This is a genomic window from Nocardia rosealba, assembly GCF_020216065.1.
Taxonomy (GTDB): domain Bacteria; phylum Actinomycetota; class Actinomycetes; order Mycobacteriales; family Mycobacteriaceae; genus Nocardia; species Nocardia rosealba.
This window is the reverse complement of record NZ_JAIWNA010000009.1, coordinates 129,503-142,832: the sequence shown is the minus strand read 5'-3', so window position 1 is coordinate 142,832 and position 13,330 is coordinate 129,503. Positions and strand designations below refer to the sequence as shown.

General features: G+C 68.1%; 15 protein-coding genes. 8 read left to right on the top strand and 7 right to left on the bottom strand.

The annotated features are described in order from the left end of the window. Positions 1 to 3: 3 nt before the first annotated feature. Positions 4 to 756, top strand: a complete 753-nt coding sequence (locus LDL21_RS26575) for a bestrophin-like domain (RefSeq protein ID WP_181700959.1) — start codon at positions 4 to 6, stop codon at positions 754 to 756. 911 nt (positions 757 to 1,667) lie between these two features. Further along, a complete protein-coding gene (locus LDL21_RS26570; RefSeq protein ID WP_225282324.1) occupies positions 1,668 to 1,814 on the top strand; it encodes a hypothetical protein in 147 nt (48 codons plus the stop codon). A gap of 76 nt (positions 1,815 to 1,890) precedes the next feature. On the opposite strand, the gene LDL21_RS26565 is transcribed toward LDL21_RS26570, so the two are convergent. After that, a complete protein-coding gene (locus LDL21_RS26565; protein WP_067495990.1) occupies positions 1,891 to 2,307 on the bottom strand; it encodes a cytochrome c oxidase subunit 4 in 417 nt (138 codons plus the stop codon). Positions 2,308 to 2,317: 10 nt separating this feature from the next. After that, the gene (gene ctaC / locus LDL21_RS26560; protein WP_225282223.1) at positions 2,318 to 3,316 is read right to left on the bottom strand and encodes an aa3-type cytochrome oxidase subunit II; all 999 of its coding nucleotides are present in this window, start codon (positions 3,314 to 3,316) and stop codon (positions 2,318 to 2,320) included. 539 nt (positions 3,317 to 3,855) lie between these two features. Between ctaC and asnB the strand changes: the two genes are divergently transcribed. After that, positions 3,856 to 5,799 (top strand): asparagine synthase (glutamine-hydrolyzing), encoded by a 1,944-nt coding sequence (gene asnB / locus LDL21_RS26555; protein ID WP_225282222.1) that lies wholly within the window; start codon positions 3,856 to 3,858, stop codon positions 5,797 to 5,799. Between the two features lie 57 nt (positions 5,800 to 5,856). On the opposite strand, the gene LDL21_RS26550 is transcribed toward asnB, so the two are convergent. Beyond that, on the bottom strand, positions 5,857 to 6,783 hold the full coding sequence (locus LDL21_RS26550; RefSeq protein ID WP_255675600.1) for a carbohydrate kinase family protein: 927 nt from the start codon (positions 6,781 to 6,783) through the stop codon (positions 5,857 to 5,859). A gap of 217 nt (positions 6,784 to 7,000) precedes the next feature. Beyond that, on the bottom strand, positions 7,001 to 7,357 hold the full coding sequence (gene erpA / locus LDL21_RS26545) for an iron-sulfur cluster insertion protein ErpA (RefSeq protein ID WP_067496006.1): 357 nt from the start codon (positions 7,355 to 7,357) through the stop codon (positions 7,001 to 7,003). A 257-nt stretch (positions 7,358 to 7,614) separates the two neighbouring features. Between erpA and LDL21_RS26540 the strand changes: the two genes are divergently transcribed. After that, positions 7,615 to 8,274, top strand: a complete 660-nt coding sequence (locus LDL21_RS26540) for a DUF3043 domain-containing protein (RefSeq protein WP_372462227.1) — start codon at positions 7,615 to 7,617, stop codon at positions 8,272 to 8,274. Between the two features lie 57 nt (positions 8,275 to 8,331). Here LDL21_RS26540 and LDL21_RS26535 read toward each other — a convergent pair whose 3' ends face one another. Then, the gene (locus tag LDL21_RS26535) at positions 8,332 to 8,499 is read right to left on the bottom strand and encodes a hypothetical protein (protein ID WP_225282220.1); all 168 of its coding nucleotides are present in this window, start codon (positions 8,497 to 8,499) and stop codon (positions 8,332 to 8,334) included. A gap of 85 nt (positions 8,500 to 8,584) precedes the next feature. On the opposite strand from LDL21_RS26535, the gene LDL21_RS26530 reads away from it, so the two are divergent. Beyond that, positions 8,585 to 9,547, top strand: a complete 963-nt coding sequence (locus tag LDL21_RS26530; protein ID WP_225282219.1) for a helix-turn-helix domain-containing protein — start codon at positions 8,585 to 8,587, stop codon at positions 9,545 to 9,547. Between the two features lie 4 nt (positions 9,548 to 9,551). On the opposite strand, the gene LDL21_RS26525 is transcribed toward LDL21_RS26530, so the two are convergent. Then, positions 9,552 to 10,001 carry a hypothetical protein gene (locus LDL21_RS26525; RefSeq protein ID WP_225282218.1) on the bottom strand — a complete coding sequence of 150 codons (450 nt, stop codon included), beginning with the start codon at positions 9,999 to 10,001 and terminating at the stop codon, positions 9,552 to 9,554. Between the two features lie 20 nt (positions 10,002 to 10,021). Then, positions 10,022 to 10,456 (bottom strand): MarR family winged helix-turn-helix transcriptional regulator, encoded by a 435-nt coding sequence (locus LDL21_RS26520; RefSeq protein ID WP_225282217.1) that lies wholly within the window; start codon positions 10,454 to 10,456, stop codon positions 10,022 to 10,024. Between the two features lie 207 nt (positions 10,457 to 10,663). Between LDL21_RS26520 and LDL21_RS26515 the strand changes: the two genes are divergently transcribed. The 3 genes from LDL21_RS26515 to cobT all read left to right on the top strand — a co-directional run bounded on the left by LDL21_RS26515 (position 10,664) and on the right by cobT (position 13,324). Further along, positions 10,664 to 11,596 (top strand): alpha/beta hydrolase, encoded by a 933-nt coding sequence (locus LDL21_RS26515; RefSeq protein ID WP_255675598.1) that lies wholly within the window; start codon positions 10,664 to 10,666, stop codon positions 11,594 to 11,596. Between the two features lie 56 nt (positions 11,597 to 11,652). Then, positions 11,653 to 12,183, top strand: a complete 531-nt coding sequence (locus LDL21_RS26510; protein WP_225282216.1) for a bifunctional adenosylcobinamide kinase/adenosylcobinamide-phosphate guanylyltransferase — start codon at positions 11,653 to 11,655, stop codon at positions 12,181 to 12,183. A 73-nt stretch (positions 12,184 to 12,256) separates the two neighbouring features. Continuing rightward, entirely contained in the window at positions 12,257 to 13,324 is a 1,068-nt protein-coding gene (gene cobT, locus LDL21_RS26505; RefSeq protein ID WP_225282215.1) for a nicotinate-nucleotide--dimethylbenzimidazole phosphoribosyltransferase, read from the top strand. Positions 13,325 to 13,330 lie beyond the last annotated feature (6 nt).

The following is a 13,330-nucleotide window of genomic DNA, read 5'->3' as shown; positions in this document are numbered from 1 at the left end:
GACATGCTGTGGGAAGCCCTGTTGTGGGTCGCGCTGATCGCAGGCCTCGCCGGTGCGTGCGCCTACTACCTGCGCAGGCGTGGGAAAGGCCATGAGGGCGAATCGGTCAACGAGTCGGTGGGGCAGGTCTTCACTCTCGTCGCCGGTTTGCAGGTGGTGCTCGCCTCGTTCCTGCTCATCGGTGTACTCGACACCAACTCCGCCGCCGAGAAAGCGGTCTCGGACGAGGCCGACCGGCTGCTCGCCCTGCAGTGGGCGGGCGACTCGCTGCCGGATCCCGCCCGCAGCGCCATCACCGCCTCGGTGCGGCGCTACACCGGCGAGGTGATCGAGGTGGAGTGGCCCGCCATGACGGCCGCGAAGGAGGTCGACGACACCGCCTGGACCGAGCTCAGTGAGGTGCGCACCGCCATCGCCGCCACACCGGCGGCCGACGAATGGCAGCGTTCCCGCCAGATCGCGGCGGCGGACCGGCTGTGGGAGGTGTACGAAGCGCGTCAGACCCGGGTGGAAGCCGCGGGCAGCACACTGTCCCCGATGATGTGGGTGGCACTGATGCTCGGCGCGCTGCTGTCGATCGGCCTGTCGCTGATGTTCGCCGGCACCAGCGCCCGCGTCCACGTAGTGGTGGTGGCCAGCTTCGCCGCCGTGGTCACCTTCATGATCTACACGATCTACCAGCTCCAGAACCCGTACGGGCGGGCCGCGAAAATCGGGCCCGACGCCTTCACCACGATTCTGGCTCAGCTCACATGAGAACACCGATGCGCACGGGATTCTGCGCGATAGCGATAGGTGCCGGCCTGTGTTTGCCGGGTGCGGTCGACGCCGCACCCGGATTTCCGTTCGTCCCCGGCGCTGATCCGGGCGGCGGAATCCCCGGCAACGGAATCCCGGGCGGTGGGATCCGGCCGGACCGACCCGTCGAGGAGTACCCGACGCCACCGACCCCGATCGACGGGCGGCCCGCAGCGCCGTCACGTCCGCAGACGCCGAACACACCGGCCGCGCCGAAAGTATCCGCCCCGGAACCCGAACGTGACTCGCAAAACCCGCCCGGCCCGAAAGCCCCCTACGCCCAGATCATCATCCCGGGTCCCGCACCCCGGCGTGACGCACCTCCCGAACCGCCGTCGCCCCCTCCCGCGCCACCTGCACCCGCACCGGTCCCCGAAATTCCGACCACTACGCCCACCCCCGCTGTCCCCGAGCCGAACCCGCCCGGCCCCGCGCCGGAGCCACCGCTGCTCCCGCCACCCGACCCACCGGGCCATGGCGACCTACCGGCGATCCCGGTGCCACCCGAGCCACCTCACCCCGAGCCCGGAATGCCCTTGGCCCCCGTTCCTGTGCCGCCGCCCGACGCCCCACCACCAGTGGCACCCGTCCCGCCAGACATCCCACCACCGGCTCCCGCCCCGTTCGACATACCCCCACCCGCACCCGCCCCGTTCGACATCCCGGCCCCGGCGCTGCCCAATCCGGACCCGCCGGTCGCTCCCGCCCCGATACCTCCGCAACCGCCGATCGTGCCGGAGCCTCCAACCCCCGCTCCACCCCAGCAGGCTCCCGCACTCCCCGCACCGCCGGCGCGCACCGAACAACCCCGACCCAGCACACCGACCAGTCCACCCGCGGTTCCTTCGACAGTCCCGACGCGGCCACCGGTGCAGATCCCAGCCTCGCGAGAACGGGAACCCGAGGTCGTCGACGCGCGCCCGGTCGTCCAGGAGCAACGACGATGGGCACTGGCGATCCTGCTGCTCGTGATCGGCAGCGCGGGTGCGGCCAGAGCCGCGACGCGCCGCTCCTGATCCCGGACCTACCGAAGGTCCCGAAACGACAATCGCCGCAATCCCGTACAGGATTGCGGCGATTGTGCGTAGCGCGTCAGTGCTTCTCGACGCCCAGGTAGTACTCGAAGACCAGGCCGGCGGCAGCGGCGAGAACCATCACCACGCCGAGGCCGATCAACCAGAACTGGAAGAAGGCCAGGCCGAGCGCCGTCACCGAACCGGCGGCGGCCAGGGTGATGGGCCAGAAGCTACCGGGCGAGAAGAAGCCGAGGTCGCCTGCACCGTCGACGATCTCGGCGTCCTCGAAGTCCTCGGGCCGCAGGTCGATGCGGCGGGCGACGAACCGGAAGTAGGTGCCGATGATCAGCGACAGGCCCGCGGTCAGCACGATCGCGGTGGTACCGGCCCACTCGATGCCGGTGCGCGACTGCGCGGTGAAGAAGCCGTAGACGATGCCCACCAGGATGAAGAACGCCGTGAGCAGTTCGAAGATCCGTGCTTCGATCCTCATATCAGAATCCTCACTTGCTCTCGTTCACCGAAGCGCTCTTGATATCGCGCTTGGTGTTGAAGGGGTACGTGGAGGTGGCCACCGGGGACTCGCCGATCGCCTCGAGGGCCTGACCGTTGGTCTTGCCGTCGATGCGCGCCTGCAGGTACTGGGCGAACTTCTCCGGCGAGACCGCGCGGACCTCGAAGTTCATCATCGAGTGGTAGGTGCCGCACATCTCGGCGCAGCGCCCGACGAACGCGCCTTCCTTCTCGATCTCGGAGATCTGGAAGACGTTGTCGGACTGGTTTTCCTTCGGGTTCGGCATCACGTCGCGCTTGAACATGAACTCCGGCACCCAGAAGGCGTGGATCACGTCGGCGGCGGCGAGCTGGAACTCGATGCGCTTGCCGGTCGGCAGCACCAGGATCGGGATCTCGGTGCTGGAACCGACGGTCTCGACCTTGTCGTAGTGCAGGTACGAGAGGATGTCGTTGGCCGGCTTGCCGTGCAGGGGGCCCGGCTGCTTCTTGCCGTGGTCGCCCTCGCGCTCCTCGTAGCCGCGCAGCTGCTCCTCGTTGGCCAGCTCCCGCTCGGTGTCGATGCCGTTCCAGGTGAGGCCGCCCACATTGGCCACGTCGCGGTAGCCGAACTTCCAGTTCCACTGGAAGGCGGTCACGTCGACGGTGACGTCCGGGTTGTCGGTCTTCTCGTGCACGTAGTTCTGCACGACGACGGTGAAGTAGAACAGCACCGCGATGATCACGAACGGGATCGCGGTGTAGGTCAGCTCCAGCGACACGTTGTAGCCCGTCTGGCGCGGGAACTCCGGGGAGTCCTTGCGCTTGCGGTGCATGATGACGGTCCAGAAGGTCAGACCCCACACCAGCACGCCCATGGCGAGCGCGGCCAGGACCGACCAGGTCCACAGCTCCCGCATCCGGGTCGCCTGCGGCGTGATGCCCGAGGGCCAGCCGAACCGCAGCCAAACATTGTCGATCGAGCAGCCCGAGACCAGGAGAGCAGTCATCCCCAAGGACACCGCCAGCCCGGCCCGCCGAAGGATACGGCCCTGCCGACCCCGAACGGGTCGAGCCCCGATCTCTTCGCTCGCCTTGTGCGCCACGCTCACGCCTTCCTGGTCGCTACACATTCCGACACTTTGCGTCTTCGGGGCCGCGATCCGCCCGTCCGACACGTTTTCCAGCACGTTTCGGTCCGTCCCGAGTATCGCGGCTGTGACGCCGGTTCACCTGAGAAGGACCTGAGTACTACGCAGCGTAGACCAAAGCGGGTGCTGTCTTGTCGCGGGGTCGGATTCGACACTCCGCCTTGATCGGACGCGACCGCACGACCTGCGGTTCTGTTCGCGCGACCCGGCGATTCGGGCGGACGCGCGAACCGCCGCACCGGGTTTCGCGGCGCACATGCCCGCTCGCCTGGGTACCGGGCGAGCGGAGTCGGTAGAGTTCAGTGCAACCCCGGTCGACCCCGTCGCGCCGGACGTCCACGCGCCGAGCCCGCCAGGGTCGCTCATGCGCACATCGAACGAGAGAAGGTTGCCGACACGTGTGCGGACTGCTCGGATTCCTGACAGCTGATGCGGCGACGACCGAGGTGGTCGATCAGGTCTACGACGCCCTGCACTGCCAGCGCCACCGCGGCCCGGACGAGAAGGGCACCTGGCACGACGATCACATGATCTTCGGCTTCAACCGCCTCTCCATCATCGATATCGAGCACTCGCACCAGCCGCTGCGCTGGGGCCCGGCGGACAACCCGCAGCGCTACGCGATGACCTTCAACGGCGAGATCTACAACTACCTCGAACTGCGCGAACAGCTGGCCGCCGAACACGGCGCCGAATTCCCCGAGGGCAAGATCTTCGCCACCGACGGTGACGGCGAGTCGATCGTCGCCGCCTTCCACTTCTGGGGCCCCGAGGCCGTGCGCAAGCTGCGCGGCATGTTCGCCTTCGCGATCTGGGACACCGAGAAGCAGGAGCTGTTCCTGGCCCGCGACCCCTTCGGCATCAAGCCGCTGTTCTACGCCACCGGCCCCGGCGGCACCGCGTTCGCCAGCGAGAAGAAGAGCGTGCTCGAACTGCTGAGCCCGCTCGGTCTGTCCGACGAGCTCGACCCGCGCGCCCTCGAGCACTACACGGTGCTGCAGTACGTGCCGGAGCCCGAGTCGCTGCACAAGAACATCCGCCGCCTCGAATCCGGCACCTACGCCACCGTTCGGGTGGGCGCGCAGCCGTCGGCCACCCGCTACTTCCGCCCCGACTTCCGGGTGCGCCCGTTCGCCGAGGGCGCCGCACAGGGCCGCTACGCGGAGATCGCCGCCGCGCTCGAGGACTCGGTCGCCAAGCACATGCGCGCCGATGTCACGGTCGGTTCGTTCCTGTCCGGCGGCATCGACTCCACCGCCATCGCCGCGCTGGCCATGCGCCACAACCCGAAGCTCATCACCTTCACCACCGGGTTCGAGCGCGAGGGCTACTCCGAGGTCGACGTGGCCGCCGAGAGCGCCGAGCTGATCGGCGCCCGCCACATCGTGAAGGTGGTCTCCCCCGCCGAGTTCGCCGCCGCCATCCCGGAGATCGTCTGGTACCTCGACGACCCGGTCGCCGACCCGGCGCTGGTCCCGCTGTACTTCGTGGCCAAGGAAGCCCGTAAGCACGTCAAGGTAGTGCTGTCCGGCGAGGGCGCCGACGAACTTTTCGGCGGCTACACCATCTACCGGGAACCGTTGTCGCTCAAGCCTTTCGAGTACCTGCCCGCCGGAGTGCGCAAACTCGTCGGCAAGCTGGGCGACCGTATCCCCGACGGCAAGCGCGGCAAGTCCCTGCTGCAGCGCGGCTCGCTCAGCCTCGAGGACCGCTACTACGGCAATGCCCGCAGCTTCAACGACGCCCAGCTGCGTTCGGTGCTGCGTGAGTTCCGCCCGGAGTGGACCCACCAGGACGTCACCGCCCCGATCTACGCCCAGTCCAGGGGCTGGGACCCGGTCGCGCGCATGCAGCACCTCGACCTGTTCACCTGGTTGCGCGGCGACATCCTGGTCAAGGCCGACAAGATGACCATGGCCAACTCCCTGGAGCTGCGCGTGCCGTTCCTGGACAACGAGGTGATGCGCGTAGCCGAGGGCATCCCCTACGACCAGAAGATCACCAAGGAAACCTCGAAGTACGCGCTGCGTCAGGCCCTGGACGGCATCGTCCCCGACCACGTCCTCAACCGCGCCAAGCTCGGCTTCCCGGTCCCCCTGCGCCACTGGCTGCGCGGCACCGAACTCTACGACTGGGCCGAAACCCAGATCGCCGAGTCCCAGACCGACCACCTGCTGAACAAGCAGGCCGTCCTGCAGATGCTGCGCGACCACAAAGCGGGCGTCTCCGACCACAGCCGCCGCCTGTGGACCCTGCTGGTCTTCATGGTCTGGCACGGCATCTTCGTCGAAGACCGCATCAAGCCCGAAATCCAGGAACCGACCTATCCCGTCTCCCTCTGACACACCACGAACGCCCCCGGGAAATCCCGGGGGCGTTCGTCGTTTCAAGATGTCCGGCTAGAGGAGAACGGCCAGGTCGTCGGCGGATTCGGGGCCGTAGGCCTTGGTGAGGCGTTCGAGTGCGTCTTCGGTGTTGAGGGTCCATTCCTGGGTGCCGGTGGTTTCCAGGACGAGGACGGCGATGAGGGAGCCGAGCTGGGCGGCGCGCTCCAGGCTCAGGCCCGCCCGGTGGGCGGTGAGGAAGCCCGCGCGGAAACCGTCGCCGACGCCGGTCGGGTCGACCTTGCTCAGCTCGGGAACCACACCTACGCGGACCTCGGTGCCATCGGTGTCGACCACGAGCACGCCCTCGGCGCCGAGGGTGGTGACCCGGATGCCCACCTTGGCGGTGATCTCGGCTTCGCTCAGGCCGGTCTTGGACTGCAGCAGCGCCCACTCGTACTTGTTGGTGAACAGGTAGGCGGCGCCGTCGACGAGTTCGGCGGCCTGCTCGCCGTCGAGGCGGGCCAGCTGCTGCGACGGGTCGGCCGCGTACGGAATGCCCTGCGCCTTGGCCTGGCGGGTGTGGGCGATCATCGCCTCGGGGTCGTTTGCGCCGACCAGCACCAGATCCACCGCGTGATCGGCGGCGATCGCGGCGATGTCGATCTCGCGCGCCTCGCTCATGGCGCCGGGGTAGAACGACGCGATCTGGGCCATCGTCTCATCGGTGGTGCACACGAAACGGGCGGTGTGGGACTTGGTCGACACGTGCACGGCCGAGCAGTCGACCCCGTTGTCCTCCAGCCACTTCCGGTACTCGGCGAAGTCGGCGCCGACCGCGCCGACGAGCAGCGGGCGCTGCTTCAGCAGGCCCATCGCGTAGGCGATGTTGCCCGCGACGCCGCCGCGGCGGATCTGCAGATCGTCGACGAGGAAACTCAGCGACACATGGTCGAGCTGATCGGCGAGCAGCGCATCGGCGAATTTGCCGGGGAAACGCATGAGGTGGTCGGTGGCGATGGACGCGGACACGGCTACAGACACGAGGCGAAGCCCCTTCGGCGCTAGACGGAAACAAAGAAGCCCGGGATCACCCGATCCCGGACCTCAACCGTAGCAAGCGTGACCGCCGGTAGTTCACCTCTTGGTCACCTCGCCACGTCGTCGCGGCGCATGTGAGCGCGGGTTCACGGAGCCCGCAAACCCGCGGCAGCCGACCTCAGTTGAACGAATCGCCGCAGGCGCAGGAGCCCGTCGCGTTCGGGTTGTCGATGGTGAAGCCCTGCTTCTCGATGGTGTCGACGAAGTCGATCGAGGCGCCCTGGATGTAGGGGGCGCTCATGCGGTCGACCGCCAGCTTCACACCGGAGAACTCGACGACGATGTCACCGTCGAGGACGCGGTCGTCGAAGAACAGCTGGTACCGCAGGCCGGCACAGCCACCCGGCTGCACGGCGATCCGCAGGGCGAGGTCGTCGCGACCTTCCTGGTCGAGCAGCGCCTTCGCCTTGGCGGCGGCAGCGTCGGTCAGCGTCGCACCGTGGGTTTCGGTGGCGGTCTCGTTCTGCACAGTCATGGACACTCCTAGTTCGGCTCAGCCCGTCAACGGACCTCAGGTGCACAGCGCACGACTGAAATCAACACATCGCACCGGCTGCGTTATTCCATTTTGCCACCCATGCCGGCGCGTGTGGACCCGCCCCGGGTGCTCGTGCCCACACTACTCGCCCATCGGGTGTGATCCAGCTCGCATCGGTTCGGCGGTGAGACCACCGGCACCGCCGGGGAGACCGAGTTTCCCCCTGCTCGACCCCATCGAATAGCCTGGTGGACGTGAAATTGTTCCGTCGCGACGAGTCCAGCACCATCGACGAGTCCGTCGACCCCTCGGTGCCCGACGTCGAGAAGACCGCCGCCGCACCCGCATCGACCACCCCGGGTAAGGGTCGCCCGACCCCGAAAAGGCGTGACGCCGAAGGCAAACGACGCGGCCCGGTGGCGCCCGCCCCGATGACGGCCAAGGAGGCACGGGCCCGCCGCAAGGCGGCCAAGGGCAACCGCGCCGACCGTAAGGCTGCGGCCGCCGATCGCCGCGCCGCGGTGCAGGAGCGGCGCGCCAGGATGCTGGCGGGCGAGGACAAGTACCTGCTGCCCCGTGACCAGGGCCCCGTTCGCGCGTATGTGCGCGATCTGGTCGACGCGCGCCGCAACCTGGTCGGTTTGTTCATGCCGATGGCGCTGGTGCTCATCCTGACGATGTTCGTGGCGCCGCAGCTCAACAGCATCATCACTCTCGCCATGCTGGTGATGATGCTGTTCATGATCATCGAGGGTTTCGTGCTCGGCAGGATCGTGAACAACCGGGTGATCGAGCGGTTCCCCGAGACCACCGACACCGGTTTCAAGCTGGGCTGGTACGCCTTCGTCCGCGCGTCCCAGATCCGCAAGATGCGTGCCCCGAAGCCGCGGGTCGGCCCGGGCGACGCGGTATAACTTCCGCACCTGCGCGAATGCCGTTCCATCCATCCGGATGGGACGGCATTCGTTGTTTCAGAAATTGCCCGGACGGATCTCGGTCGAATAGCCGGCGATCGCGCGGAGCTCGGCATCGATGCGCTGAGCGTCGCGGTCGACGACCCCGGTGGCGCCCGCCGTGCCACGTCCGGCGAGGACGGCGAGTGCGGTGATGGCGGCGAGGACGATCAGAAAAGTAAGCATGGCAGTAATTTTGCGCCCGTTGGTTTTCAGCCGAAAGTGGCTGTTCTGTCATTGTGCGTAAAAATCCAGCCAGTAGGATGGGGTGATGCTGTCCAGGGTTGCGGTCGTCCTCAACGAGAAGCTCGCGATGTTCGAGTTCGGCGTCGTCTGCGAGGTTTTCGGGCTCGACCGCACCGCCGACGGGTTGCCCGGTTTCGAGTTCCGGGTGTGCGGGGCGGAGCCTGGTAAGCCGCTGCGCTCGACGACTCCCGGCGTCACCGTGACACCCGAATACGGTCTCGACGAACTCGTGAACGCCGATCTCGTCGCGATTCCGGCATTCCCCTTCACCACCGCACACGCCTACCAACCCGGTGTCGTCGAGGCGGTGCGCGCGGCCTCCGACGCGGGCGCCACCGTGCTCACCGTCTGTTCCGGGGCATTCCTGGCAGGTGAGGCAGGCCTGCTGGACGGGCGCAAATGCACGACCCATTGGCGCTACGTCGACACCCTCGCCGCCAAGTACCCCGAGGCCACGGTCGACCCCGACGTGCTGTTCGTCGACGAAGGCAACCTGATCACCAGTGCGGGCACCGCGGCGGGCATCGATGCCTGCCTGCACCTGGTCCGCCGCGAGATCGGCACGGCCGCCGCCAACGGCATCGCTCGCCGCATGGTGGTTCCACCCCAGCGCGACGGTGGTCAGCGCCAGTTCATCGAGCAGCCCATCCCCGAATGCCACGCCGCAGGCCTGTCGGACCTCCTCGCCTGGCTGAGCGAGAATCTGGCGCATCCACACACCGTCGACGAACTCGCCGCCCGCGCCAGCATGTCCACCCGAACCTTCGCCCGCCGCTTCGCCGCCGAAACCGGAACCACCCCGGTCAAATGGCTCACCACGCAGCGCGTCCTGTTCGCCAAACATCTACTCGAAGCCACCGAGCTGCCGCTGGAACGCGTCGCCGACCAGTGCGGTTTCGGATCCGGCGCGCTGCTGCGTCACCATTTCCAGCGCCAAGTCGGCCTCGCCCCCACCGAGTACCGCAGGCGCTTCGGCTCCGGAAACTGAACGACTACGCCTGTTCCGGAGTCCGGTACCGCCCGGCGAGGCGCAGACCGTCGCGCACATTCAGCGACATGAGGACGATATTGACGGCGCCCGCCACGAGTTCGAGTGCCTGAACACCGTAGAACAGCGGCCCGAACCGGTCGCGCCCGGCGAGAACCGCGAGGACGATCGCCGACGGGATCAACACGAGCAGACCGTTGGCCGCGATGATCGGCATCCGCCGTTTCTTCGCGACGACGAGGGGCAGCGTCGAATTTCCCGCCAGCCGGAAGCCGGTGCCGCCGGTCGCGGCTAGCGCGAGCACCAGCACCGGGAGCGCCCACGGGACGGCCTGTTTCACGGCGACTACGGCGTCTTTCGACCCGCTGAGCTCACTGAGCACCGTGGACACCCAGAACGTGAGAATGGTGAGCAGTCCGATCACGCCCGCGATGGGGTGGATTCGAGTGAGCATGGGGTACCTCTGTTCAGTCGTCAGGTGCCGCGATCGGCTTCGAGGTTGCCGATCGCCTGGGCGGCCAGGCGCAGCAGTTCTTCGCGCTCGGCGTCGGAAAATCCCGCTGTCGCAAGGGCGTTCACCTCTCGGGCCGCCGCTTCCAACGCGGGGCGGAGCCGGCGCGACCGGTCGGTGAGGTGGATCAGTGCCCGTCGGCCGTCGGCGGGGTCGGGTGTGCGTTCGACGAGGCCGTCGCGCTCCATCCGTTTGAGCGTGTGCGCCATCGTCGACTGGTCGATACGAACCTTCTCGCAGAGCTGCTGTTGCGAGATTCCCTCCTGCTCGTACAGGGCGAGCAGTTGCGCGAATTGGCCCGGCACCACCCCGTGCCGGGCGATGCGGTCGCGCAGCGCCTGTTCCATGAGGCGCGCGAGGTGGTTGATCACGTACCCGAGCGAGTCACCGCGGTCCATCGCGCTCCCATCTTCTGTCGTCGACCCAACAATACATGGCAAGCCATGTACTTGGGACTCCGCGCAGATTCGCCTGTGACGGTTCATAATTTGTGAACACGTCAGTTCATCGAGAAGGCGGAGTGACTTGACCCCCGATGGGGAACCTGGTCAGCTGGAACGGTGTTTCGTAGCGGGCGGGGAAATTTCACGCGGTTGAGGACGGTCCTGGCGACCGTGACCGCGGCTGTGGTGGTGTCGACGATCGGTTCGGCAACGGCTGCGGCCGTGCCCACCGTCCCCGTGTTGCGCACGCCCGCAGGCGGTTTCGAGGAACTGTACGTTCCGTCGAGCATGGGGCCGATCAAAGTGCAGGTGCGGTGGGCGGCGCGGGGCGGTTCGGCCGCGCTGTATCTGCTCGACGGTTTGCGCGCACCGGGCGACCACAGCCAGTGGACCACCGATACCGACGTGCTGAACCGATTCGCCGGTGACAACGTCACTCTGGTCTTCCCCGTCGGCGGGCATTCGAGTTTCTACACCGACTGGTACCGCCCGAGCAGCACCAACGGACAGACCACCACCTACCGGTGGGAAACGTTCCTCACCCGCGAACTGCCGGACTTCCTTGCCGGATACGGTGTTTCACGCACCAACAACGCGGTGGTCGGCGCCTCCATGGGTGGCAATGCCGCGCTGACGCTGGCGGCGCACCACCGCGACCAGTTCCGGTTCGCGGGCGCGTTCTCCGGCTTTCTCAACCCGACCTTCCCGGGGTGGGATCTGACGATGCGCGCCGCCATGCTCGACGAGGGCCGCTTCAACCTCGACGACATGTGGGGCCCGGTCGGCGATCCCGCCTGGCGGCGCAACGACGCGACCGTCCAGGCCGAACTGCTGCGCGGCCTGCCGCTCTACATCACCTCGGGCAACGGTGTGCCCGGCCCACTCGACGCGAGCTCCGCGGTGGGCAACACCGTCAATGCGATGGGCATCGAGTCGCTGGCCGTGATCGCGGCCAGCATCTTCCGGGAACGAACCACGGCCCTCGGCATCCCCGCCCGCGTCGACATCACCGCGGGCACCCACACCTGGCCGTACTGGCAGCAGTCGCTGACCAACGCCCGGCCGATGATCCTGCAGGCACTCGGCGAAGCCTGAGATCCCGGCGGCCCACCGCCGCGCCTCGCCATGGCACCGATTGCTACCGTGCTGCCATGTCGGCCACTGCCTCACGCACCCTCGTTCTAGGTGGCGCCCGCTCGGGAAAGTCCGCGTTCGCCGAGGGACTGCTTACCGAGGCGATCGAGGTGCGCTATCTGGCCACCGCCGTCCTCGATCCCGCCGACCACGATTTCGCCGAGCGCGTCGCCGTCCATCGCGACCGGCGCCCGGCGCACTGGTCGACCGTCGAGAACACCGAACCCGCAACGGTTCTCACCACCGGCGCACCCGCGACACTGCTCGACGACATCGGCACCTGGCTCACCGCCCGCCTCGACGCCCGCGCCGCCTGGGATGCACCGCGCGGCACCGTCACCCCCGACTGCGACGAACTCGTGGCGGCCGTCGCGGCCTACCGGCACCGTCTGGTGATCGTGTCGCCCGAGGTGGGCATGGGTGTCATCCCGGCGATGCGGTCGGGTCGGCTGTTCCGGGACGAGATCGGCACCCTGAATCAACGGTTGGCCCGGGTGTGCGACGAGGCGTTCCTGATCGTGGCCGGGCTGCCGGTCCGGTTGAAATGAGCCGGGGTCGCCCGGCACGCCGTGGTCCGGGCAAGATGAGCAGCGAAGAACCACTTTGTCGAAAGGCTTGCCAGTGACACACGGATTCGGCCCGGTCGCGGCCCCCGACGCGCAGGTGCGTGCCGCGGCCGAGCAGCGCCAGACGCAGCTGACGAAACCGGCCGGATCGCTGGGACGACTCGAGGAACTCGGCAACTGGATCGCCGCCTGCCAAGGTGCGTGTCCGCCGAAGCAGTTCGAACGTGCCCGGGTGGTGGTGTTCGCCGGTGATCACGGTGTTGCCGAGCATGGCGTCTCCGCGTATCCGAGCGAGGTCACCGCGCAGATGGTCGCGAATTTCCTGGCCGGTGGGGCGGCGGTGAACGCGCTGGCCGCCGTCGCGGGCGCGACCGTGCGGGTCGCCGACATCTCCGTCGACGGCGACACCGATCCGACGGTCTCCCAGCACAAGGTGCGCCGCAGCTCCGGCTCCATCGACCGTGAAGACGCGCTCACCGGGGAAGAGGTGGCCGCCGCGCTCGCCGCCGGGCGCGCGATCGCCGACGAGGAGGTCGACGCGGGCGCCGATCTGCTGGTCGCCGGGGACATGGGCATCGGCAACACCACCCCCGCCACCGTCCTCGTCGCCACCCTCACCAACACCGAACCGGTCGCCGCCGTCGGACGCGGCACCGGTGTCGACGACGCGGGCTGGATCCGCAAGGTCGCCGCCATCCGCGACGGCATGCGCCGCGCCCGCCCCGTCGCCGCCGACCCCGTCGAACTGCTGCGCGTGGCGGCGGGCGCCGATTTCGCCGCCATGGTGGGATTCCTCGCCCAGGCCGCCACCCGCCGCACCCCCGTCCTGCTCGACGGTGTCGTCGTCACCGCCGCCGCCCTGGTCGCCGAGGACCTCGCCGCAGGCGCGAAAGCGTGGTGGCTCCCCGCCCACCGCTCCACCGAGCCCGCCCACGACCTGGCCCTGAAACACCTCCGCCTGCAACCACTCCTGGACCTGAACATGCGCCTCGGCGAAGGTTCCGGCGCCCTCACCGCCCTCCCCCTCCTCCGCGCCGCCGTCGCCACCCTCTCGGAGATGTCGACCTTCGCCGACGCGGGCGTGAGCACATCCGACGAAGTATCTGTCGACCTCGTCAAGTGACGCCGC